This is a genomic window from Dietzia sp. 2505, assembly GCF_040546785.1.
In the GTDB taxonomy this organism is placed as follows: domain Bacteria; phylum Actinomycetota; class Actinomycetes; order Mycobacteriales; family Mycobacteriaceae; genus Dietzia.
In genome coordinates this window covers 104,994-127,769 of record NZ_JBEPON010000010.1, presented here as the reverse complement: position 1 = coordinate 127,769, position 22,776 = coordinate 104,994, and the positions used below count along the sequence as shown (strand labels likewise).

Genomic DNA, 22,776 nt, shown 5'->3' with positions numbered 1-22,776 from the left:
CCCTGGCGGATCGAGAGGACTGACTTGGCATGGCAATAAGCAACTTCGGATATGTGCGGATCTACGCCACCGACATGGACGCCTGGCGCGAGTACGGCACCAAGGTCCTCGGGTTCGTCGAGGGCAAGGGCGACGACCCGGATGCGCTCTACTTCCGTATGGACGAGAACCCGCACCGGTGGATCATCGTCCCCGGGCCGGAGGACGCGCTCGCCGCGGTGGGCTGGGAGTGCGCGAACGAGGCGGAGCTCGACGATGTCAGGCGGCGCCTCGACGAGGCCGGGGTGGCCTGGCAGGACGCCCCGGACGAGGTGAAGCGGGACCGGAAGGTGCGGGGACTGATCACCTGTCAGGACCCGGCCGGGTTCACGCTGGAGATCTACCACACCATCGCTCTGCAGCACCGCCGCATCCCGACCCCCTACGGGCACGAGTTCGTCACCGGTGACCAGGGGGCGGGTCACATCGTGCTCTCCACGCCGGACGAGGTGGCGGCGTTGGAGTTCTACCGGGACGTCCTGGGGTTCGCTCTCCGCGACTCGATGAGCCTGCCGCCGGAGCTCGTCGGTCGGCCGGCCGACGGGGAACCCGCATGGCTGCGTTTCCTCGGCTGCAACCCCCGCCATCACTCGCTGGCGTTCACACCGTTCCCCAACCCCACCGGGATCATCCACCTGATGGTCGAGGTCGCGTCGGCCGACGACGTGGGACTCGCGCTGGACCGGGCACTGCGCAAGAAGGTGAGGATGTCGGCCTCACTCGGCCGGCACGTCAACGACAAGATGCTGAGCTTCTACATGAAGACCCCCGGTGGGTTCGACTGCGAGTACGGCTGCGAGGGCGTGCAGGTCGACGATTCGGACTGGGTGGCACGGGAGTCCACCGCCGTGAGCCTGTGGGGCCACGACTTCTCCGTCGGCTTCAAATAGACGCCTAGGCTGGGACACCCGCTGACGCCCGCGCACGACCGAGTCCAGGGAGGACCGACTTCAGATGAGCAGCACCGACCACCCCCCGGAGGGGCAGAGCTTCTCCAACCGGGAACTGCGCGACGCGCTCGGCCAGTTCTGTACCGGGATCACCGTCATCACGGCGGTCAGGGACGACGCGCCGGTCGGGTTCGCCTGCCAGTCCTTCTCCGCGCTCTCCCTCGAGCCGCCCCTGGTCCTGTTCTGCCCGATGAAGACGTCGGGATCGTGGAAGGGGATCGAGGCGGCCGGCAGGTTCTGCGTCAACATCCTGTCCGAGGAGCAGGAGGACGTGTCCTCCACGTTCGGCCGTCGCGGCGACGACAAGTTCGCCTCGATCGACTGGTCGCCGAGCCCGCTCGGCTCGCCGGTCATCGACGGCGTGATGGCGTGGCTGGACTGCGAGATCGACCAGGTCCTCGACGGCGGCGATCACTGGATCGTCCTGGGGCGGGTCGCCCACCTCGGACCGACGGAGCGGGATGTCCGGCCGCTGTTGTTCTACCGCGGCGCCTATCTGAGTATTGAGGAGGACGTCGTGGATCCGACGCCCGAGCAGGAAGAGCTCGAGAACTTCATCACCTCCGCCGACTCGTACACGTGGCTGTGAGCGGCGCGGTGGGGGAGAGCACAGTGGGGCATAGCACGATGGGGGAGAGCACGATGGACGGTGCGGCAGCGACAGCGCCGCTGGCCCGCGCGCTGGCCGAGGCCGAGGAGATCATCCGCTCGGCGCCGCACGTGCGGACCGAGGCGGACGTCGCGGAGGGGCTCGATTACCTGCTCGGGACCATCCGCGGCGCCATCGAGACCGGCCAACACCGCGGGCGCACGCACCCACAGCTGTTCCAGGCCACGGGTCCGTACACCAAGATGGGTCTGGACAACCCCGACACGCTGTACTTCTACGCCAACCTCACCGACGGCGCGGAGTACGTCATCGAGGGCCGTCGCGGCACCACGGCGGACCTGTCGTTCCAGGTCATGGCCGGGACGTATTCGGCCGACGAGCGCGCCGCGTCGCACGCGGCGTTCGACGACCGCGCGCTGGAGATCGGCGCCGACGGACGGTACAGCTTCCGATTGGGGCCGGCGAGGCACGACGACGACGAGGGCGACGCCGGCTACGTGGTGCTCCACCCGGGGACCTCGATGATCGCCGTCCGCGAGGTCTACTCCGACTGGAGCAGTGAGGTGGCCGGGTCGGCGATCCTGCGCAGAGTCGACACGGTGGGCACCGCACCGGAGCCTGTGACGCTCGCCGGCCAGGAGAAGTTCTACGCCAAGCTCGCCGAGGCGCTCGTCGGGCGGCTGCGGACGTGGCTGGCGTTCCCGGAGTGGTTCTTCGGCGACCAGGTCCGCAACACACTGAACGAACCGCGGCAGACCCCCGGTGGGCTCACCACGCAGTTCTCCTCCGCGGGTGTATTCGAACTCGGGCCGGACGAGGCCATGGTGATCTCCGTGCCCATCGCCGGGGTGCCCTACCAGGGCTTCCAGCTGGGCAGCATGTGGTACGCCTCGCTCGAGTACGTGCACCACCAGACCAGCCTCACCGCCGACCAGGCGCACGTCGGCGCGGACGGGATGATCCACCTCGTCGTGGCCGACCGCGACCCCGGTCTGGCCAACTGGATCGAGACCCTCGGCCACCGCGAGGGCATCATGCAGTTCCGCTGGCAGCGGGTGAGCGAGCCCGTCACGCCGGAGCTCGGCCCCTCGGTGAAGGTCGTGCCGTTCGACCGGCTCGCCGATGAGGTGCCCGGGTACGACGACCAGCGGGTGACCGGCGAGCAGTGGCGCGAGCGGATCGCCGCCCGGCAGGACGCGTTCGCGCGGAGGGGGCTGTCATGACCGGGTCGACCGTGAGCGACACCGAGCGGGTACACGTCGGCACCGTCGAGGACCTGCACGCGAGCGCCTCGCGGGCGATCGGGTTGGAGGACTTCGGCGACGGCGAGGACCACCACCGCGAGGCGCTGGGCGTGCTGCTGGACTCCCTGCACTCCGACGCGGGCCTCACCCCGGCGGGGAGCAAGTACTGGCGGTCGGTGCTCAAGGGCGCGATGGTGGCGCGGCTCGTCTCACAGGCCGGCTTCTCCGCGGACCCGGCCCAGGCGGACGTCGAGATCGAGCGGCCCGTCGTCGTCACCGGGCTTCCCCGCACCGGGACCACGGCGCTGCACCGGCTCCTCGGCGCCGACCCGGCCAACCAGGGGCTGGAGCTGTGGCTCACGGAGGTGCCCAAGCCGCGGCCGCCGAGGGAGCAGTGGGAGGACGACCCCACCTACCGCGGCCTGCGCGACCTGTACGCCGGGTTCATGTCGGAGAATCCCGACTACGGAGGGGTGCACTACATCTCCGCCGACGACCTGGAGGAGTGCTGGCAGCTGCTCCGGCAATCGGCCACGGCCGCCTCCTACGAGTGCCTGGCCAGGCTCGACGGCTACTCGCGCTGGCTCGAGGGCGTGGACTGGGTCCCCGCGTACCGGCGGCACAAGCGCAACCTCCAACTCATCGGGGCGGACGACCCCGGGCGGCGGTGGGTCCTCAAGAACCCCAGCCACCTGTTCGCGCTCGACGCGCTGCTCGAGGTGTACCCCGACGCCGTGGTGGTGCAGACCCACCGAGATCCGCGGAAGTCGATGGCGTCCATGTTCTCGCTGGCGCACCGCACCGCCGCGGAGTGGTCGACCCGGTTCACCCCGGAGTACATCGGGTCCTCGCAGCTCGACCTGTGGGCGCGGGGCGTGTCCGAGTTCGACGCGGTCCGCGCCCGGCACGAGGCGGACCCGGGCTCGCGGGCGACGTTCGTCGACGTCAACCACCGGGAGCTCATCGAGGACCCGGCGGGAGTGGTCGAGCGGGTGTACTCCGCGGTCGGGACAGAGCTCGACGAGGGCGTGCGCGAGGCGGTCGAGGCGGAGAACGCCAGGAGTCTGTCAGGCGACCGGGCGCCCGCACACCGCTACACGCTCGCCGACTACGGACTGAGCGAGGAGCAGGTCGCCGAGCGGTTCGACGGCTACCGGGGCCTGGACGGATAGAGGTACCTCCTCAGAGGTACGCCCGCGCCGCCTCGATGATGCGGTCGGCGACATCCTCCTTGCACACGAGCAGGTCGGGGAACTCGTTCTCCTCGACGTTGTAGACCAGCTCGGAGCCGTCGAGTCGGCTCGCGTGCAGCCCGCGCTGGCGCACCACCCCGTACGTGGCCGCGGAGTCCCACTGGTGGTGGCCGCTGGTGTGGATGTAGGCGTCGCACTCGTCCTCCACCACGGTGGCGGTCTTGCCCCCGCCCGAGCCGAGGCGGGTGAGGGAGGCGCCGAGGGTCTCCGCGAGCTCCTCCGCGAACGCCGGGGGATCGGCCTCGGAGACGGCGATGCGCAGGCGGTCGTCCTCACGCGGGGGGACCAGCGGGCCGGGGCGCGGCCCGCGGATGATGGAGATCGGCTGATAGGTGGTGGCGCCACGGCCGGTGATCACGCGCCCGTACGCGGGCATGGCGATCGCGCAGGCGGTGATCCCGCCGGTGCCCTCGGGCCCGCGTTCCCACAGGGCCACGTGCACGGCCCAGTCGGGGCGGCCCTCGGTGCAGTATGAGCTCACGCCGTCCAGCGGATCGATCATCCACACGCGGTCCGCCTCGAGGCGCTCCCGCGAGTCCGGGTTCCATTCACCGAAGACGAGGTCGTCGGGGCGGGCCACCGCGAGCCGGTCCAGGATCACGGCGCGGGCCTCCCCCTCGGCGAAGTCGCCGAGTTCCTCCGGAGCGACGCGAGAGACCCTCAGGTCGGTGAGCAGCCGTCCGGCCTGTGCGGCCAGGTCCTCGGCGAGTCGTTGGTCGTTGGTCCGTCCGTGCTCGGGGAAGGGGCTCATGCAGGTGATTCTAGAGGCCCGCGGCCACCTCGAGCGCCGCCAGGATCTCGTGGGGTTGCCCGAGCAGGTGTGCTGTCCCGTGGGCCCGCTTGAAGTACAGGTGGACGTCGTACTCCCACGTGATCCCGACCCCGCCGTGGAGCTGGATGGCCTCGCCGGTGATCCACTGCACCGCCTCGGAGCAGTACACCTTAGCCGTCGCGGCCTCGATCTCGGCGGCGTAGGCGGCCTCGTCGGAGTCGGGCCCGTCCCCGAGGCGCTGCGCCGCGGCGACCATCGCCGCGGCCGAGTAGGACAGCGACGCCGCGGTCTCGGCCCTGACGTACATGTCGGCCATGCGGTGCTTGAGGGCCTGGAACGAGCCGATGGTCCGGCCGAACTGTTTGCGCTCCTGCGTGTACCGCACGGTCGCGTCGAGTGCGGCCCGCGCGGCGCCGACCTGCTCGGCCGAGATCGCCGCCCACCCGGCTGCGCGGAGTCTGGCCAGGAAGCTGGGGCGGGTCGGGATCGGGATCGCGGGGACGGAATCGAACGCGACGCGCGCCATCGTCCGGGTGGGGTCCATGACGGGGACCCGGGTCACGGTGACGCCGGGGGTGCCGGCCGGCACCTCGAACAGGCCCACGGCCCCGCCCGAGATCGCCACGACGAGCAGCGTGGAGGCGGTGTCGGCGCCCAGGACGTGGTGGGCGGTTCCGGTCAGGGTGGCCCGGCCGGGGACGTCCGCACTGCCGCCGCCGGAGGCACGCACGCCCGGGGTGGCCCAACCGTCCAGCGACGCCCAGCACAGGGCCGCCTGCTCGCCGACGGCGATCCCGGGCAGGATCCGGGCGCAGGCCGCCTCGTCGCCGGTGGCCAGCACCGCCTGGGCGGCGAGTACCGCCGAGCCGAGCAGGGGGGACGGGGTGAGCCGCCGTCCCAGTTCCTCGCAGACCAGGTGGGTCTCGACCCAGGTGGCTCCGGCACCGTCGTACCGCTCGGGGATCGACAGCGCGGCGGCGCCGATCTGCTCGACGAGGGTCGACCACAGGGCGGGGTCGTGACCGTGTTCGGAGGCCATGGCCGCCCGCACGGCCGACGGGTCGGAGCGCTTGTCCAGGAGTGCGGCGACCGACTGCCGGAGCGCGGCCTGCTCCTCGGTGTCGACGCCCGGTGAGGAGGTGGTGGGTGAGGTTGTGGGCTCTGTCATCGCGCGCTCTCCAGGCAGTCCAGGACGCGCCCGCGGTGGTAGCCCTGAGTGCCCCACGCCGTCTGCAGCGCACGGGTCTTGGTGAGCAGGAGTCCGAGATCGTGCTCGAGGGTGTAGCCGATCGCCCCGTGGATCTGCAGCGCCGTGCGGGCGGAGAGGTAGGCGGCGTCGGCGACGGCCACGCGGGCGGCGGAGACGTCGCGGACCGCCGCCGCCGGGTCGTCGGGGTTCTCGGAGAGGGCCAGGGCGCCGGCCCACAGCAGGGGCCGGGCCATCTCGAGCGCGATCGCGACCTCGGCGAGCTGGTGCTTGAGCGCCTGGTACTGGCCGATGATTTTGCCGTACTGGGAGCGCTGCGTGGCGTAGGCGACGCTCATGTCGAGCATCGCCTGCCCGAGGCCCATGAGCTGGGCGGCCGTCCCGAGGGCGCCGTGGTTGACCAGGTCGAGGGTGCTCGCCGAACCCACCTGCTCGCCGCGGGTCGGGGTGGTGACGGTGCGCGCGCGGTCGACCGAGCGACGGCCCTCGCCGGCCTCGCCGGTGAACACCTTGTCGTCGTCGGCGACCCACAGGTGCGCGGCCACATGGGCGTCCGGCGCGAACGGGGAGACACCCGGGACGGCGACCGAGGCCGGGGTGCCGCCGGCGAGCTCGCCCGCGATGTCCGGGGCGGTTTCCCGGAGTGCTGCCGCGATGCGGGGTGCCACCATCACGGTCTCGACGACCGGCCCGGGGACGGCGTGTCGTCCCAGGACCTCCAGTGCCACGACGGCCTCGACGGCGGTGGCCCCGGCCCCGCCGGCGTCCTCGTCGATGAGCAGGGCGGCGGCGCCGGTCTCGGCGACCCTGTCCCACACGGTGGTGCCGGGACCGGTGTCGCCCGCGCTCCAGGCGCGGATGACCGACGGCAGGTCGGACCGTGTCAGCAGCGAGTCGATGCTCGCCGCGAAGTCGGAGATCTCGGGGTCGAGTGCGAATCTCATGGTGCTCCGTGTCCCGTCAGCCGCGCGGAAGGCCGAGAAGGCGCTCGGCGATGATGTTCTTCTGGACCTCGTTGGTGCCGGCGTAGATCGGCCCGGCGAGGGCGAACAGGTATCCGTCCATCCACTGCTCGCCGGCGAGTTCGCCGGCCGTGCCGAGCAGGTCGAGGGCGGTCTCGTGGGTGGCGATGTCCCAGTCGGACCAGAAGACCTTGTTGATCGAGGACTCGAAGCCCAGGTTGGCGCCGCCGGTGAGCGTGGTGACCGTCTTCCAGGTGCTCAGCTCGTAGGCGCGCGAGCCGATCCACGCGTCCACCACCCGGTCGGCCAGGGCGCCCTGGGTGCGGTCGTCGAGGTCCGCCTGGCGGGAACCCCACAGTTCGAGCAGTCGGTCGGTGGTGGCGAGGAACCGGCCGGGCGAGCGCAGGGAGAGCCCGCGCTCGTTGTTGGCGGTGGACATGGCCACCTTCCAGCCCTGGTTGACCTCGCCGATCACCCCGGAGGAACCGGGGTCCGCGGGATCGTCGGGCACGAAGACGTCCTCGAGGAACAACTCCGCGAAGCCGGGCAGGCCGTCGAGCTGGTCGATCGGTCGCACGGTGACGCCCTCGGCCCGCAGGTCGAACATGAAATAGGTCAGGCCCTTGTGGCGGGGCTCGTCCGGGTCGGTGCGGAACAGCCCGAAGCCCTTGTCGGCGAACGAGGCGCGGGTGGACCACACCTTCTGCCCGCTGAGCACCCAGCCGCCGTCCACCCGCGTGGCCGTCGAACGCAGCGAGGCCAGGTCGGACCCCGCCTCCGGCTCGGACCAGGCCTGCGCCCAGATGTCGTCGGCGCGGGCCATGCGCGGCATGATGTGCGCCAACTGCTCGGGGGTCGCGTGGTCGAACAGGGTCGGGGCCAGTAGGAAGATGCCGTTCTGGCTCACCCGCAGCGGTGCGCCGGCGCGGAAGTACTCCTCCTCGAAGACCACCCACTTGACCAGTCCGCAGTCGCGACCGCCGAACTCCTCGGGCCACGACACGACCGACATCCGGGCGTCGGCCATCGTCCGCTCCCACTCGCGGTGGGCCTCGAAGCCCTCGCGGGTGTCCATGTGCGGGAGCGGCTCGGACGGCACGTTCGCGGCGAGCCAGTCGCGCACCTCGAGGCGGAACTCCTGTGTCGAGGCGTCCAGTTCCAGATCCACGGCCTCAGCCCTCCTGCTCGCCGGTCGGGGTTGAGCCGTCGGTCGGGGTGGGGCCGCCCGTCGAGCCGGTGTTGGCGCTGTCGCGCATCGAGCGCGCGTCCATCCCGCCGAGGGAGGCGGAGAACGAGTCGGTGTCGTCGGGCTCCGCGTTGGCCGAGTGGGCGAACATGTGCCAGCCGAAGGCCGTGTCCAGCGAGGTCTGCAGACCCATCTGGTCCTCGTTCGAATTGATGACCTTCTTGGCCAGGGTCAGGCCGAAGGCGGGCATCGCGGCGATCTCCCCGGCGATCTCGTCGACCTTCGCCTGCAGCTCCTCGCGCGGCACGACGTGGTTGAGCATGCCCCAGTCCAGCGCCTCGGCCGCACCGAATCTGCGACCGGTGTAGAGGATCTCCTTGGCGCGGCGGGGACCCAGCACGAAGGCGTGGGCGAAGTACTCGACACCGGGGATCCCCATCTTGACCACCGGGTCGGAGAAGAACGCGTCGTCGGAGGCCACGATGAAGTCGCAGATCCACGCCAGCATCAGGCCGCCGGCGATGCACGCGCCGTGTACCTGGGCGATCATCGGCTTGGGGATCTCCCGCCACCGACGGCACATCTGGACGTAGACCTCGGTCTCGCGGGCGAGGCGCCGGTCGCCGCCGCCGCGGGTGGTGTGGTCCCACCAGATCGAGGCCCGGTTGGGGTACTCGACGTGGTGGTCGCGTTCGGTCGTGCCGATGTCGTGGCCGGCCGAGAAGTGCTTGCCGTTGGCCCGCAGGACGATCACCTTGACGGCGTCGTCCTCCACGGCCCTGATGAAGGCGTTGTCCAGCGAGTACGTCATGACCGAGTTCTGCGCGTTGCGGAAATCGGGGCGGTTGAGCGTGACGTAGGCGGTGCTGCCCGTGACCTCGTAGGCGACCGGCTGCGTGTCCGGGCCGAGGTCGTCGACACCGAGGACCGGGGGGATGGGTGCGTCGGTCATGAGCTGGGGATCTCCTTACCTAGCAAGTGCTTGGTTGGTACTGTACCGGACCCGCTCGCCGGATCGGATTCAGACGCCGTAACCACCGTCGACGTCGAGTTTCTGGCCGGAGATGAAGCCCGCGCGGTCGGAGGCGAGGAAGGCCACGGCCTCGGCGACGTCCACCGCCGTGCCGAACCGTCGCAGCGGGATGTTGCCGCGGGTGACCTCGAGGGCGCGGTCGTCGAGGTCGCCGGAGGAGATGAGCCTCTCGGCCATCCCGTCGGTGAGCATCCCCGGGCCCACGCAGTTCACACGGACCCCGAACCGGCCCTCCTCGGCCGCCAGGCCCCGCACCAGCTGCTCGACCGCGCCCTTGGGGACCGCGGACAGGCCGTCCCGGACCGGGTAGCGGGTGGTGGCGGCGGTGGTGACGACGACGACGTTGCCGCCCACCGCGCGCACGTGCGGCAGCGCCGGGTGCACGATCGCGAAGAACCCGGCGGCGTCCGCGTCCAGCTGGGCGCGCAGCTCGGCCGGGCTGGTCCGGGACAGGTGGATCATCGGCACGTGCGGGCCGGCGCAGTGGGCGAGTACGGCGATCCCGCCGTGGCGGGAGGCGATCTGATCGATCGAGGCCGCGACCTCCTCGTCGTCGGTCCCGTCGCGTCCCGGGGCCAGTCTCGCGCTCTCCACGCCTCGTCGGGGTTCGTCCGGCGGGTCACCCGGATCGGCGGCCCCCGAACCTGTGACCCCCGAACCTGTGACCCCCGGGCCGGAGAGCTCCGCCGCCAGGTCCACCGGTTCGGTCGAGCGGTACCCCAGCACCAGTGGGTTGTCGGGGAACTCGCCGGCCAGGCGCCGGGCCACCGCGCGGCCGATGCCGCCCGACGCGCCTGTGATGACGACCGCGCCCGCCCGGCGGCCCGTGCTCATCGGAGGTCGGTCTTGAGGATCTTGCCCGAGGCGTTGCGTGGGAAGGCCTCCACGAACTCCACGGCGCGGGGGCGCTTGAAGTTGGCCAGGTGCTCGCGGCAGAACGCGAGGACGTCCTCCTCGGTGAGCGACGACCCCTCGCGGCGTACCACGAAGGCCTTGCCGACCTCGCCCATCCGGTCGTCCGGCACTCCGATGACGGCGGTCTCGACCACTCCGTCCAGGCGCGCGAGCGTCTGTTCGACCTCGGCGGGGTACACGTTGAACCCGCCCGTGATGTACATATCCTTGAGCCGGTCGGTGATCCGCAGGTTGCCGTGGGAGTCGATCTCGCCCACGTCGCCGGTGTGGAGCCAGCCGTCGGGATCGATGGCCTCCGCGGTGTTCTCCGGGTCGTCGAGATACCCCTGCATCACCATCTCGCCGCGGGTGAGGATCTCGCCCTTCTCCCCGATCCGGATCTCCATGCCGGGGTACGCCCGCCCGCACGTGGTGGCGACGGTGACGTCGCCGTCGTCCGCCGTGGTGGTGGTGATGAAGCCCATCGTCTCGGTCTGGCCGTAGGCGGTGAGGACGGTCTCCAGGCCCAGGTCGGACTGCATCCGCTCGACCAGGACCACCGGGACGACCGAGGCCCCGGTCACGGCCAGTCGCAGGGAGGACAGATCGAATCCCGCCCGGTCCGGGGCGTCCAGGATCGTCTGGAAGATCGTGGGGGCGCCGGGCAGGACCGTGGCGCCCTCGTCCTGGACGAGCCGCATGGTCTCGGTGGGGGAGTACACGGCCAGCGGGATGATGGTGGAGCCGAAGAGCGTGCAGACCAGGAAGCCGGCCTTGTAGCCGAAGCTGTGGAAGAACGGGTTGACGATGAGGTACCGGTCGCGCTCGGTGAGTCCGCCGTTCGAGCCCCACGCGCGGGCGCCGGCGACGGTCTGGCGGTGCAGCGCCACCACGCCCTTGCTCTTGCCTGTGGTGCCGGAGGTGAACAGGATGTCGGCCACGTCGTCGCCCGTGACCGAGTCGGCGCGGGCGTCGGCCTGCGCGAGCGCGGAGTCGTCGGCCTCCGCCTGGAGGTCGGTGAAGTCGACGACGGCGAGGTCGGCGGTCGCGGTGTCGCCGCCGTCGAGCGGGATCCGCACGAGCGTCCGCAGTCTCGTGGCGCCGGCGAGCGACCCGCCCGCCGCGGAGGTCAGGTCGGCGATCCGCTCGGCGCCGAGGAAGGCGCCCGCGACGACAGCGGCGGTCGCGTGGGTCCGCTGGACCAATTCGAGGGTCTCACTACCGGTGTAGCGGGTGTTGGCGGGGACCACCGTCCCGCCGGCGTACTGCACCCCGAGCGCGGCCACGATCCAGTGGCGGGTGTTGGGCGCCCAGATCACCACGCGGTCCCCCCGCTCGACCCCGCGCGCGACCAGGCCTGCGGCGAAACGACGCACCTCGTCGAGCAGCTGCCCCCACGTCCACCGGGTGTCCTGGCCGGACTGGACGTCGGCGACCGCCTCGCGATCCGGCCAGAGTGCCGCCGCCCGGCGCAGGGCCGCGGTGGTGGTCTCGACGTCGCGGGCGGCGGCGGAGCTGTCGTTCATCGCGGACTCCTCGGGTGCTGCGGGTGTGGCGCCCACCACGGTACCAAGCACCTGCTTGGTCGGCTCCGCGCTCAGTACCTGAGCGCGCCCCGGTCGAACGGGACCTGGGCCCCCGAGATCGAGCGGGAACCGTCCCCGGCCAGGAACGACACCACGTCGGCGACCTCCTCGGGGGGCATGAAGTCCGCCAGGGTGCTGACTCCGTCCGCGAGGGCGTTCTTGAGGGGCATCGGCGAGAAGCTGTGCAGGTACGAGGGGAACCGGCCGAAGATCTGGGCCATGCCGTCAGGGTCGATCATCGGCGTGTCCACCGAGTACGGGTGGATCGAGTTGACCCGGATGCCGAACTCGCCAGCCTCGAGGGCGAGTGAGTTGGTCAGCGCGACCAGGCCGGCCTTGGAGGCCGAGTAGTGCCCGTTGCCCGGCGTGGCCTTGAGGCCCGCCGACGAGCTGACGATGATGATCGACCCGCCGTTGCCCGCCTCGATCATCGCCGGCACCGCCGCGCGGATCGTCCGCCACGTACCGCTGAGGTTGACGCCGATGACCATGTCCCAGTCGTCCTCCGGCAGCTCCCACAGCCGGCCCCAGTTGAGGACGCCGGCGTTGGCGACGACGATGTCCAGCCGGCCGAAGGTGGCGATGGTGCGGGTGACGAGGTCCTGCAACGGGCCCAATTCCCGGATGTCGAGGACGGCCGAGAGGGATCTGCCCCCGGCCTCCTCGACCAGGCGGACGGTCTCGGCGAGATCGTCCGGTGTGGGCGCCGGGTAGGAGACGGACTCGGACACCGGGGCGCAGATGTCGGTGACCACGACGTCCGCTCCCTCCGAGGCGAGACGGACGGCGTGGGCCCGGCCCTGTGCCCGGGCGGCGCCGGTGACCAGTGCGACCTTGCCCTCCAGGGGCGTGACGGGAGTGCTCATGTCGACCATCACACCCGACGCGGTCCACGGGGACGGCCGGTTCCGGCAAACCAAGCAAGTGCTTGGTAGAGTGGCCCCATGACCCAGAGCACCAGGCCGGCGTCGGAGATGACCGACGACGAGTTCGCCGCGGAGTTCCGCACGTGGCTGGACGACAACCTGACCGGAGACTTCGCCGAGATCAAGGGCACCGGCGGGCCCGGCAGCGAGCACCAGTTCTTCGCTCGACGCCTGGCCTGGGAGCGGCACATGGCCGAGGCCGGGTGGACCTGCGTGGGCTGGCCGGTCGAGTACGGCGGCCGCGGTGCGTCCTTGAGTCAGCAGGTCCGCGTCCACGAGGAGTACGCGAAGGCCGACGCCCCGGCGAGGGTGTCGCACCTGGGTGAGACGCTGCTCGGGCCCACCCTCATCGCGCACGGTACGCAGGAGCAGAAGGACCGTTTCCTTCCGCGGATCCTCGACGTGACCGAGCTGTGGGCGCAGGGGTACTCCGAGCCCGGCGCCGGATCCGATCTGGCGAACGTGTCCACCACCGCGCGACTGGGCGAGGACGGGAGGTGGCATCTGCACGGCCAGAAGGTGTGGACCTCCCTGGCGCACCTGAGCCAGTGGGTGTTCGTGGTGGCGCGGACCGAGGAGGGGACCAGCCGTCACAAGGGCCTGAGCTTCCTGCTGGTGCCGCTGGACCAGCCGGGTATCGAGATCAGGCCGATCCAGCAGCTCACCGGGACCTCCGAGTTCAACGAGGTCTTCTTCTCGGGCGCCGTCACCGACGCCGGCATGATCGTGGGGGAGCGGGGTGAGGGCTGGAAGGTCGCCATGACCCTGCTGGAGTTCGAGCGGGGTGTGTCCACGCTCGGTCAGCAGGTGGGCTTCGCGCGCGAGCTCGACCAGATCGTGGCGATGGCCCGGTCCAACGGCAGCGCGGAGGTCCCCGCGGTGCGCGAACGGATCACGCGCGCCTGGGTCGGTCTCAAGGTGATCCGCGCCCATGCCCTGCGCACCCTCGCCGAGCGCGACGCCTCCGGGGGCAACGCCTCCGCGGCCAAACTCCTGTGGGCCACCTGGCACCGCGACCTTGGCGAGCTGGCGATGACCGTGCAGGGGGCGGAGTCGCTCACCGGGCCCACGCACGACTCCGAGGGCGCGGCCAACGACCTGCACGACCCGGAGCACCTCGAGTTGGCGCGGTGGCAGCGACTCTTCCTGTTCACCCGCTCCGACACCATCTACGGCGGATCCAACGAGATCCAGCGCAACATCATCTCCGAGCGCGTGCTCGGACTACCCCGAGAGGCCAGGCCGTCATGACCCAGCACAAGTCCCCCCTCGCCGCGTCCCCACTGGCCACGGTGCCCGAGGAGACCCCGGGACACGGGCTGCTCGCCGGCAAGAAGGTCGTGGTGACGGCGGCCGCGGGCACGGGTATCGGGTTCTCGGCCGCACGTCGCGCCGCGCTCGAGGGTGCCGACGTGTTGGTGTCGGACTTCCACGAGCGCCGCATGTACGAGGCCCGCGACACGCTCGCCGCCGAGTTCCCCGGGCAGCGGTTCGAGGCCATCACGTGCAACGTGCAGTCGACCTCGGACGTCGACGCGCTGATCTCCGGCGCCGCACGGACGCTCGGCCGCATCGACGTGCTGGTCAACAACGCCGGCTTCGGCGGGGAGGGCGAGTTGGTCGACATGACCGACGAGGACTGGGACCGGGTCCTGGACATCACGCTGAACGGCACGTTCCGCGCGACCCGCGCGGCGCTGCGGTATTTCCGCGACGTCCCGCACAACGGGGTGATCGTCAACAACGCGTCGGTGCTGGGGTGGCGCGCGCAGCGGGCGCAGGCGCACTACGCGGCGGCCAAGGCCGGCGTCATGGCGCTCACCCGGTGTTCGGCGATCGAGGGCGCCGACTTCGGCGTACGCATCAACGCGATCGCGCCCTCCATCGCCCGCCACGCGTTCCTGGAGAAGTCGGCCTCCGCCGAGCTCCTCGACGAGCTCGCCGCCAAGGAGGCGTTCGGGCGAGCGGCCGACGTCTGGGAGGTGGCCGCGACCATCGCCATGCTCGCCAGCGACTACACCACCTACCTCACCGGGGAGGTCGTCTCCATCTCGTCCCAGCGGGCCTGACGCGCGCGGGCCCCGGGGCCGGGTGTTCCGGGGGGTCAGGTGATCCGGGGGTCAGGCGTTCCGGATCTTCTCGACCTGCTTGCCGAAGGCGTCCAGGGCCGTGTCCCGTTCCACGTCCGAGACCGGCCCCGCCCCGTTGGCGACCGTGACGGAGACTCCGATCCCCCGCACGACCCCGGTGATCAGGACGTTCCCCGTGAGCATCTCCTGGCCCATCAACTCCATGGTGTTGGTCTGCGAGATGGCGGCGAAGTGCTCCACGCCCTCAGGGGCCTGGAGTGGTAGCAGCGAGTTCTCGGCCCGGGTGGTCACCTCGGTCCCCTCGAGGGGGATCGTGACCGTCATGGTCGGGCAGTCGGCGATGAGCTGGTCGCGAGCGGGAAGGCCGTCGGTCACCGTCGTCACGGACACCGCGTACGCGGAGTTCCCGCTCTGGCCCGCCTGTATGGCCATCGCGCCCGGTTCGGCCTGGGCGAGGAAGGCGTCCTGGCTGAAATCCGCGCAACGTTCGGGGTCGACGCGGACCCCTGCCGCGATGTCCTCCAGCGCGCCGACCCCTCCCGCGATGTCCTCGGACGAGACGGGGGACAGGCCCAGCTCGGGCGCGTCGTCAGCGTTCAGCACCAACTGGTCGACGCCGGCCTCCGGCGCGCCCGGTGCGCTCGTCGGCTGGTCCTGAGGCGCCTCGGCGACCGCGGTCGTGGTGTCCGCGGGGGCGTCGTCGTCGCCGGTCTCGCCGATCGTGCAGGCGGTGAGACTCAGGGCGAGGCCGAACGCCGCCGAGGCCGCGAGGACACGGCGACCGGCTCGGCGCGGTGGGGACGAGATCGTGGGGCGCATGGTGGGGAGTCTAGGCAGTCGGCCGCGTCGGCGGGCGGACCGACGCGGCCGCCGCAGGGCTCGGGATGCGCGGCCTGTACCTAGCAAGTGCTTGGTTGGTAGGGTGGCCGAATGACCAGCACGACCAGACGTGAGGAGCTCCTGGCGATCGCCGCCGGGCTCTTCGCCGAGCGCGGCCTGCGCGCCACCACCGTGCGCGACATCGCCGACGCGGCCGGCATCCTCTCGGGCAGCCTGTACCACCACTTCTCGTCCAAGGAGGCGATCGTAGACGAGATCCTCCGCGGATTCCTCGACTCGCTCTTCGGGGACTATCAGCGGATCGTCGACGCGGGGTCGTCGCCCCGGGAGACCCTCGAGGGGCTAGTCCGCGTCTCGTTCGAGGCCATCCACCGCCACCGGGACGAGGTGGCCATCTACCAGGACGAGCTCAAGCATCTCCGGGGTAACCCGAGGTTCGACTACCTGCGGGAGCGCAACACAGAGTTCCGCGAGATGTGGACCGACGTGCTGAGCCGGGGGATGGAGTCCGGGGAGTTCCGTCCCGACCTCGACATCCGGCTCACCTACCGGTTCCTCCGCGACACCGTCTGGGTGGCGGTGCGCTGGTACCGGCCGGAGGGCGCCGACGACCACGCCGCGATCGCGGACCAGTACCTGCACATCGTGCTCGACGGCCTGGCCGTCGACTGATCAGCACCACCCCATCGACGAGGAGACACATGACCAGCGTGACCGGCCGCGAGGCCTACGTGATCGACGCAGTCCGGACGCCCGCGGGCAAGCGCGGCGGCAGCCTGTCCGGCCAGCACCCGGCGGACCTGGGCGCGCACGTCATCCGCGCCGTCGTCGAGCGCACGGGGATCGACCCTGAGGTCGTCGACGACGTGATCTTCGGCTGTGTGGACGCCATCGGGCCCCAGGCGGGCAACATCGCGCGCTCCGCGTGGCTCGCGGCCGGGATGCCCCTCGGCGTGCCCGGCACGACCGTCGACCGCCAGTGCGGATCCAGCCAGCAGGCCATCCACTTCGGGGCCCAGGGGATCATGTCCGGCACCCAGGACGTGGTGCTGTTCGGCGGAGTCCAGAACATGAGCGCCCTGCCCATCTCGTCCGCCATGTTGGCGGGTCGCGAGTACGGGTTCGACGACCCGTTCACCGGCTCCACCGGGTGGGTCGAGCGTTTCGGCGCCCAGGAGATCTCGCAGTTCAACGGTGCCCAGATGATGGCCGACAGGTGGGACATCTCGCGTCTGGAGATGGAGCAGTGGGCGCTGCAGTCGCATTCTCGCGCCCGCGCCGCGATCGCCGAGGGCCGGTTCGCCGGTGAGTACGTCCCGCTGGCCGGGCTCGAGGCGGACGAGACCACCCGCGAGACCACGCTGGAGAAGATGGCCTCGCTGCCGGTGCTCGCCGAGGGCGGGTCTCTGACCGCCGCGGTGGCCTCCCAGATCTCCGACGGTGCGTCTGCAGGGCTGCTCGCGTCCGCCGAGGCGGTGGAGAAATACGGCCTGACGCCGCGGGCCCGGATACACCACCTCACCGTGCGCGGAGACGATCCGGTGATGATGCTCTCCGCGCCGATCCCGGCCACCCGGTGGGCGCTGGAGAAGACCGGACTGACGATCGACGACATCGACGTGGTGGAGATCAACGAGGCGTTCGCCCCCGTCGTGTTGGCCTGGATCAAGGAGATCGGCGCCGACCCGGCCCGGGTGAACCCCAACGGCGGCGGCATCGCACTCGGCCACCCGCTGGGCGCCACCGGCGCGAAGCTGTTCGCCACGCTCCTGAACGAGCTCGAGCGCACCGGCGGCCGCTACGGCCTGCAGACGATGTGCGAGGGCGGCGGCACCGCCAACGTGACGATCATCGAGCGCCTGGACTCCTGACGGCTCGGCCGCGGCTCCACAACGTCAGCGGGCCCCGCACCGAGTGGTGCGGGGCCCGTTTGTGAACGCTCAGTTGTCGGCAGCCGCCGAGAGGGTGTCGAGGCCGAGGTCGCCTCCGCCGCCGAGAAGGCCGAGGACGCTGCCGAGACCGCTGTCATCGCCCTCGCCGGTGGCGGCGGAGAGGGTTCCGAGCACGTCGCCGTCGGAGGACAACCCGCCGAGGCTGCCCTGGATCGCGTCGAGCGGGTCGCCGACGAGCACGGGCCCGCCGATATCCGATCCGCCGATCAGGCAGTAGCTGACCACCGCGTACACGTTGGACGGCACGGTGGCCGACACCGTGACGTTGCCGAAAGTCACGTTGGCGATCGGGGAGGGCAGGAGGCCGCCGGTCTGGAGGAACGTCACGTCGGAGAAGCCGTTGATCAGGTTGTTGATCGCGGTGAGATCCAGGTTGTTCAGTGCCTCGAGCTGGGAGAGGAGAGCAGGGGCGCTCGACGTGGGCACCACCGCGGCGACACACGTGTCCGCATCGATCAGGAGGTCCTTCTCGAAGGTGACGGAGACGGTGTTGCCATTGACCACGGGCGCGGCGGCGGTGGCGGCGGACGCGGCGCCGGCGCCGGCGAGGGTCAGGGCGGCGGTGGCGCCGAGGACGGCCGCGGTGCGGACGGCGGTACGGGGGGAGGTCATAGTGTTCTCCTGGGATGCGGGGTGGGGTCCGCGGTTGGCGGACAACGATTCTCAGCGTAGTCCAAGAAAGTCCTGAGGAAGTGCTGATTCGGTCAACACGACCGCACCCGCCGACCTGCGCGGTCGGCGGGTGCGTCAAGGGGGTTGCCCGTGGGGTGGGTGGGGTTGTGGGCGGGGCTATGCCCCCAGGTCCCGCAGGGTCTCCAGTCGCTGATGCGCCTGGGTCATGATCCGCTGGATCAGCTCGTCGCAGCTGGGCAGGTCCTCGATCATGCCCACGACCTGACCGGAGGCCAGCACACCGGCCTCGGTGTTCCCCTCGACGAGGCCGGCCTTGAGGAGCATCGGGGTGTTAGCGGCCATGACGATCTGCTGCCAGGTGCGGTCGGAGGCCTTCTTCATGTTGAGGCCGTCCCTGGCGAGTGCCTGCCACCTCATGCCCGTCATGGACTTGAACCTGTTGGCGTTCTGGACGGCCGCCAGCATCCCCTTGACGGGGCTGCCCGACTCCAGGGCGTTGACCAGGCCGGTGCGCAGGACGCGGTGCGGCATGCCGTCGACGCGGGTGGAGACGACGGTGTCCTGCAGTCCCTTTTCCAGGTACTGCTGCTTGACCGCATCCGGGACGCGGGAATCGCTGGTGAGCAGGAACCGGGTGCCCATCGCGACACCGGCGGCCCCGTAGGCGAGCGCGGCCACCAGGCCACGGCCGTCGAAGAACCCTCCACCCGCGATCACCGGGATGGAGGTGTTCCCGGCCCCACCGAGCGCGTCGATGACACTCGGCAGCAACAGCGTCGTGGCGACCGGGCCGGTGTGTCCGCCGCCCTCGCCACCCTGGACGATCACCGCGTCGGCGCCCCAGGAGGCCACCTTGACGGCGTGCTTGGCCGCGCCGATCGAGGGGACGACGACGAGTCCGTTCTCCTTCAACCTGGTGATCAGCTCCGGCTTGGGCGCGAGCGCGAACGACGCGACCCTCACTCCGTGACGGATCATGAGCTCGCACCGCTCGGCGGCGTCCTCGGCGTCCGCGCGGAGGTTGACCCCGAAGGGCTTGGTGGTCAGCTCCTTGGTGCGGACGATCGCGTTCTCGAGCTCCGCGTACGTCATGGTGGCGGAGGCGATGATCCCCAGGCCCCCGGCGTTGGCGGTGGCCGCGGTGAGCTCCGGACCGGACACCCACCCCATCCCCGTCTGGACGATCGGGTACTCGACGCCGACGAGCTCGGTGAAGGCCGTGGTGATGGTGGGGGCGTTCACGAGGCCGGCACCTCGCGGTCGCGGAATCCGCGTGGGTCGAGGACCTCGCGGATGATGCGGAGTTCCTCGGCGGACGGGTCGCGGGTGACCCCCGCCTCGGCCAGGCCCTCGATCGCGAACCCGGTGTTGTCCGCGACCTCGTCCGCGGTGACTCCCGGGTGGAGGCTCACCGCGCGCATGCCACGACCGGCGCCGCCGAAGTCGAACACGCCCAGGTTGGAGACCACCCGGTGGAGGTGGTGGAAGCGGAACGCCGGATCACCCTCGTCGTAGCGGTCGTAGCCCACGCCGCAGATGATGTCGACCTTCTCGGTGAAGACGCGGGTGGAGTGCTTGCCGACCCAGTAGCTGGTGGCGTGGTTGATCGAGTTGCCCGGGGCACCGCGCAGGCCGAACATCTGCCGGGCGGGCTTCTGGACGTCGTCGCCGAAGGCCGAGAGGTTCTGGTTGCCGAACCTGTCGATCTGGTTGGCGCCCATCACCACGTGGCGGGTGCCGGCCTGGAGGACGTCGAATACCCGGGGGAACGGGATGTACCCCTCGAAGTCGATGACCTTGCCCAACGGCGGGGTCTGGCCCAGGAAGCGGTACTCGCCGTCGGTGATGAGCAGGTCCGGCTCGGTGGTGAGGCGCGCGAGGCGGGCGCCGATGGTGGCCATCGGCGTCATGGGGGAGGCGAAGATCTCGCCGGCCCCGGCGAAGATCTCCGCGCACGCCACGGCGCAGTACTCGGCCCGGCTGACGGACTGGGTGGTGGTGTCGGTCATCACTTGGCTCCCTTGTCTGCGGCGGCGGCCTTCTCGGCGGCGGCCTTCTCCGCGAACGCCGTGACCGCCTTCTGGTAGTCCTCCTCGGAACCGGACAGGAACTCGGAGACGAAGGTCGCCCACGACGCGTCGTCCTTGGCCGCAGCGGCGTAGTGCCTCTGGAACGCCTCGTCACGGCCGTAGCCGCCGGCGAACGTGAAGTGGGCGCCGTTCGGCGCCTCGGAGACGGTGTCGACGAACATCCGGCTCAGGAGCATGCGCTGCGGGCCCACCTCGTTCATCAGCGCATCCGCCGACTCCACGACCTCGTCGACCTCGAGGAGGACCGTGTCCGCGGACATCGCGTAGAGATCATCGAAATACCCGTCGACGCCGGTGAACGCGGCGTTGCCGTGCCTGTCGGCCTTGTCCAGGTGGATCAGGGCGGCGTCCAGTCGGAGGGCGGGCATGGCCACCAGCGTCTCGGTCCGGCCGTCCACCGGGTACGGCGAGTCGACGGTCTTGAGCTCGTCTCCCCAGAAGCGGAACACGTCCGAACCCAGACCGGCGCGCGTCGGGAGGAACGGCAGGCGGTGCGCCGCGGCGGTGAGGCCGGCGCGGACCATGCCCTCGTCCATCTCGCGGGAGACGATCGCCCCCTCGGTGCGTCGGCGGGCGAACCAGGGGTCGTAGAACGGCGCGGAGTCCAGTGAGACGAAGCCGTAATAGGCCTTGGACACCTTCCCTGCCGAGCACAGGAGGCCCAGGTCCGGGCCGCCGAAGGTGACGACGGTGAGGTCGGTCAGGTCCTCGCGGCGCAGGATCGCGCGGACGAGCGCCATCGGCTTGCGCCGCGAACCCCAACCGCCGATGCCGATGGTCATGCCGCTGGAGAGGCGTCCCACGGCCTCGTCGAGACTGGTGCGCTTGTCGCGCGGGGTGGGGGTCGTCGTCACTTGTTCTCGCCCGTCCTCTCGGCTCTGTTGTCTCGTCTGTCCAGGTTGCGGCCCGTCTTGACGAACTCATCCCGGTGCTCGTCGGCCACGCCGGCGAGGTTGAGTTCGAAGGTGAAGCCCTGCTCCATGCGGTACGAGGTCTTCACGTCGACCGGGTCGATGTGGTTGATGGCCTCCTTGGCCGCGCGGATCACGCGGGTGTCCTTGGCGGCGATCGTCTCCGCGAGATCGCGCGCCGCCGCGTCCAGCTGGTCACGGGGTACCACCTCGTACACCGTCCCCCACGAATGGAGTTGCTGGGCGGTGACGTTGCGCGACGTGAAGTACAGCGTGCGCATCATGTGCGCGGGGACCATGCGCGCCAGGTGGGTTGCGGCGCCGAGTGCCCCCCGGTCCACCTCGGGCAGCCCGAACACCGCGTCGTCGGAGGCGACGATGCAGTCCGCGTTCCCCACGAGCCCGATGCCGCCGCCGACGCAGAAACCGTTCACCGCGGCGATCACGGGGACCGCGCATTCGTAGACGGCGTTGAAGGCCACGTAGCACCCGCGGTTGGCCGCCAGGAGGTGGTCGAAACCCTCGAAGTCCTGCATCTCCTTGATGTCGACGCCCGCGTTGAATCCCCGGCCCTCGGCCCGGAGGATCACCACATGCACCTCCGGGTCACGCCCGGCGGCGAGGATCTGCTCCCCGAGCTCGAACCACCCCGCGGACGGGATGGCGTTGACGGGGGGAAAGTCGACGGTGACGGTCGCGATGCCGTCCGTTCCCTTGTCGACACTGATGCCCATGGTGCTCCCTTCGCACGCCGCCGCTGCGCTTCAGCGGCCGGGTGACTAACCAAACGCTTGCTTGGTAGGCTAGCACGCATGTCGAACATCGATCTGGGTCTGGCGGGCAGGGTCGTCCTCGTCACGGGCGGCGTCCGTGGCGTCGGCGCGGGGATCAGCAGGGTCTTCCGCGAAGCCGGCGCCGTCGTCGTCACCTGCGCGCGGCGCCCCGCCGACGACGGGTCCGACGTCGCGGATCTCGAGTTCCACTCGGTCGACCTCCGAGACCCCGACGGCGTGCGTGCGATGGTCGACCGGATCGTGGAACGACACGGTCGGTTGGACGTGGTGGTCAACAACGCCGGGGGCGCCCCGTTCGCCCTCGCTGCGGACGCCAGCGCCAACTTCCACTCCAAGATCATCGCGCTGAACCTGCTGTCCGCCCTCACGGTGGCCCAGGAGGCGAACCGGGTCATGCAGCCGTCCGGTGGGGCGATAGTCAACATCTCGTCGGTCTCCGGCCACCGCCCCTCGCCCGGGACCGCCTCGTACGGGGCCGCCAAGGCGGGCATCGACTCCCTCACGCAGTCCCTGGCCGTCGAGTGGGCGCCGGCGGTGCGGATCAACTCCGTGGTGGTGGGCCCGGTCAAGACCGAGCTGGCCGAGTTGCACTACGGGGACTCCGACGGTGTGGCCGCAGTGGACGCCACGATCCCGATGGGCCGGATGGCGGACCCGAGGGACGTGGGCCAGGCGGCCGCGTTCCTGGCCTCGCCGTTGGCGGCCTACATCACGGGCGCCGAACTCCTGGTCCACGGGGGTGGCGAGAAGCCGGCGTTCCTCTCGGCGGCCAACGCCAACACCAGTCCCTGACATCACCGAACA

The 22,776-nt window shown here is 70.8% G+C and carries 23 protein-coding genes; 9 read left to right on the top strand and 14 right to left on the bottom strand.

What is annotated here, in order from left to right; genetic code table 11:
- Positions 1-29: 29 nt before the first annotated feature.
- The 4 genes from hsaC to ABIE38_RS17270 all read left to right on the top strand — a co-directional run bounded on the left by hsaC (position 30) and on the right by ABIE38_RS17270 (position 4,015).
- Positions 30-929, top strand: a complete 900-nt coding sequence (hsaC, locus tag ABIE38_RS17285; protein ID WP_354058388.1) for an iron-dependent extradiol dioxygenase HsaC — start codon at positions 30-32, stop codon at positions 927-929.
- A gap of 64 nt (positions 930-993) precedes the next feature.
- Positions 994-1,578, top strand: a complete 585-nt coding sequence (gene hsaB, locus ABIE38_RS17280; protein ID WP_241730852.1) for a 3-hydroxy-9,10-secoandrosta-1,3,5(10)-triene-9,17-dione monooxygenase reductase subunit — start codon at positions 994-996, stop codon at positions 1,576-1,578.
- A 53-nt stretch (positions 1,579-1,631) separates the two neighbouring features.
- Positions 1,632-2,822 carry a hypothetical protein gene (locus tag ABIE38_RS17275; RefSeq protein WP_354058386.1) on the top strand — a complete coding sequence of 397 codons (1,191 nt, stop codon included), beginning with the start codon at positions 1,632-1,634 and terminating at the stop codon, positions 2,820-2,822.
- Positions 2,819-4,015: a sulfotransferase family protein gene (locus ABIE38_RS17270; protein WP_354058384.1), complete on the top strand. Its 1,197-nt coding sequence runs from the start codon at positions 2,819-2,821 to the stop codon at positions 4,013-4,015. Before ABIE38_RS17275 ends, ABIE38_RS17270 begins: the two co-directional genes overlap by 4 nt.
- A 10-nt stretch (positions 4,016-4,025) precedes the next feature.
- Here ABIE38_RS17270 and ABIE38_RS17265 read toward each other — a convergent pair whose 3' ends face one another.
- The 8 genes from ABIE38_RS17265 to ABIE38_RS17230 all read right to left on the bottom strand — a co-directional run bounded on the left by ABIE38_RS17265 (position 4,026) and on the right by ABIE38_RS17230 (position 12,602).
- Positions 4,026-4,847 (bottom strand): inositol monophosphatase family protein, encoded by an 822-nt coding sequence (locus ABIE38_RS17265; protein ID WP_354058382.1) that lies wholly within the window; start codon positions 4,845-4,847, stop codon positions 4,026-4,028.
- A 10-nt stretch (positions 4,848-4,857) separates the two neighbouring features.
- Complete coding sequence (locus ABIE38_RS17260; protein ID WP_354058380.1) at positions 4,858-6,036, bottom strand: acyl-CoA dehydrogenase family protein; 1,179 nt, start codon at positions 6,034-6,036, stop codon at positions 4,858-4,860.
- The gene (locus ABIE38_RS17255) at positions 6,033-7,019 is read right to left on the bottom strand and encodes an acyl-CoA dehydrogenase family protein (protein WP_354058378.1); all 987 of its coding nucleotides are present in this window, start codon (positions 7,017-7,019) and stop codon (positions 6,033-6,035) included. Before ABIE38_RS17255 ends, ABIE38_RS17260 begins: the two co-directional genes overlap by 4 nt.
- A 16-nt stretch (positions 7,020-7,035) precedes the next feature.
- On the bottom strand, positions 7,036-8,205 hold the full coding sequence (locus tag ABIE38_RS17250) for an acyl-CoA dehydrogenase family protein (protein ID WP_354058376.1): 1,170 nt from the start codon (positions 8,203-8,205) through the stop codon (positions 7,036-7,038).
- Positions 8,206-8,209: 4 nt separating this feature from the next.
- A complete protein-coding gene (locus tag ABIE38_RS17245) occupies positions 8,210-9,175 on the bottom strand; it encodes an enoyl-CoA hydratase (protein WP_354058374.1) in 966 nt (321 codons plus the stop codon).
- A gap of 69 nt (positions 9,176-9,244) precedes the next feature.
- On the bottom strand, positions 9,245-10,090 hold the full coding sequence (locus ABIE38_RS17240; RefSeq protein WP_354058372.1) for an SDR family NAD(P)-dependent oxidoreductase: 846 nt from the start codon (positions 10,088-10,090) through the stop codon (positions 9,245-9,247).
- On the bottom strand, positions 10,087-11,676 hold the full coding sequence (locus tag ABIE38_RS17235) for a FadD3 family acyl-CoA ligase (RefSeq protein ID WP_354058370.1): 1,590 nt from the start codon (positions 11,674-11,676) through the stop codon (positions 10,087-10,089). The genes ABIE38_RS17240 and ABIE38_RS17235 overlap by 4 nt, the downstream gene beginning before the upstream one ends.
- 71 nt (positions 11,677-11,747) lie before the next feature.
- The gene (locus ABIE38_RS17230) at positions 11,748-12,602 is read right to left on the bottom strand and encodes a mycofactocin-coupled SDR family oxidoreductase (protein WP_354058368.1); all 855 of its coding nucleotides are present in this window, start codon (positions 12,600-12,602) and stop codon (positions 11,748-11,750) included.
- A 78-nt stretch (positions 12,603-12,680) separates the two neighbouring features.
- Here ABIE38_RS17230 and ABIE38_RS17225 point away from each other — a divergent pair, with 78 nt between their 5' ends.
- Positions 12,681-13,913 carry an acyl-CoA dehydrogenase family protein gene (locus ABIE38_RS17225; protein ID WP_354058366.1) on the top strand — a complete coding sequence of 411 codons (1,233 nt, stop codon included), beginning with the start codon at positions 12,681-12,683 and terminating at the stop codon, positions 13,911-13,913.
- Positions 13,910-14,731: an SDR family oxidoreductase gene (locus ABIE38_RS17220; RefSeq protein WP_354058364.1), complete on the top strand. Its 822-nt coding sequence runs from the start codon at positions 13,910-13,912 to the stop codon at positions 14,729-14,731. The genes ABIE38_RS17225 and ABIE38_RS17220 overlap by 4 nt, the downstream gene beginning before the upstream one ends.
- A gap of 51 nt (positions 14,732-14,782) precedes the next feature.
- Here ABIE38_RS17220 and ABIE38_RS17215 read toward each other — a convergent pair whose 3' ends face one another.
- Complete coding sequence (locus ABIE38_RS17215; protein WP_354058362.1) at positions 14,783-15,571, bottom strand: hypothetical protein; 789 nt, start codon at positions 15,569-15,571, stop codon at positions 14,783-14,785.
- Positions 15,572-15,682: 111 nt separating this feature from the next.
- Between ABIE38_RS17215 and ABIE38_RS17210 the strand changes: the two genes are divergently transcribed.
- Positions 15,683-16,264: a TetR/AcrR family transcriptional regulator gene (locus ABIE38_RS17210; RefSeq protein WP_354058360.1), complete on the top strand. Its 582-nt coding sequence runs from the start codon at positions 15,683-15,685 to the stop codon at positions 16,262-16,264.
- Positions 16,265-16,293: 29 nt separating this feature from the next.
- Entirely contained in the window at positions 16,294-17,463 is a 1,170-nt protein-coding gene (locus ABIE38_RS17205; protein ID WP_354058358.1) for an acetyl-CoA C-acetyltransferase, read from the top strand.
- 69 nt (positions 17,464-17,532) lie between these two features.
- On the opposite strand, the gene ABIE38_RS17200 is transcribed toward ABIE38_RS17205, so the two are convergent.
- The 5 genes from ABIE38_RS17200 to ABIE38_RS17180 all read right to left on the bottom strand — a co-directional run bounded on the left by ABIE38_RS17200 (position 17,533) and on the right by ABIE38_RS17180 (position 21,912).
- On the bottom strand, positions 17,533-18,156 hold the full coding sequence (locus tag ABIE38_RS17200) for a hypothetical protein (protein ID WP_354058357.1): 624 nt from the start codon (positions 18,154-18,156) through the stop codon (positions 17,533-17,535).
- A gap of 177 nt (positions 18,157-18,333) precedes the next feature.
- Positions 18,334-19,419, bottom strand: a complete 1,086-nt coding sequence (locus ABIE38_RS17195; RefSeq protein ID WP_354058355.1) for an NAD(P)H-dependent flavin oxidoreductase — start codon at positions 19,417-19,419, stop codon at positions 18,334-18,336.
- On the bottom strand, positions 19,416-20,186 hold the full coding sequence (locus ABIE38_RS17190; protein WP_354058353.1) for a CoA-transferase subunit beta: 771 nt from the start codon (positions 20,184-20,186) through the stop codon (positions 19,416-19,418). The genes ABIE38_RS17195 and ABIE38_RS17190 overlap by 4 nt, the downstream gene beginning before the upstream one ends.
- Positions 20,186-21,121, bottom strand: coding sequence for a CoA transferase subunit A (locus ABIE38_RS17185; RefSeq protein ID WP_354058351.1), 936 nt, complete (start codon positions 21,119-21,121; stop codon positions 20,186-20,188). The genes ABIE38_RS17190 and ABIE38_RS17185 overlap by 1 nt, the downstream gene beginning before the upstream one ends.
- Entirely contained in the window at positions 21,118-21,912 is a 795-nt protein-coding gene (locus ABIE38_RS17180) for an enoyl-CoA hydratase family protein (protein ID WP_354058349.1), read from the bottom strand. Before ABIE38_RS17180 ends, ABIE38_RS17185 begins: the two co-directional genes overlap by 4 nt.
- A 78-nt stretch (positions 21,913-21,990) precedes the next feature.
- On the opposite strand from ABIE38_RS17180, the gene ABIE38_RS17175 reads away from it, so the two are divergent.
- Complete coding sequence (locus ABIE38_RS17175; protein WP_354058347.1) at positions 21,991-22,764, top strand: SDR family oxidoreductase; 774 nt, start codon at positions 21,991-21,993, stop codon at positions 22,762-22,764.
- Positions 22,765-22,776 lie beyond the last annotated feature (12 nt).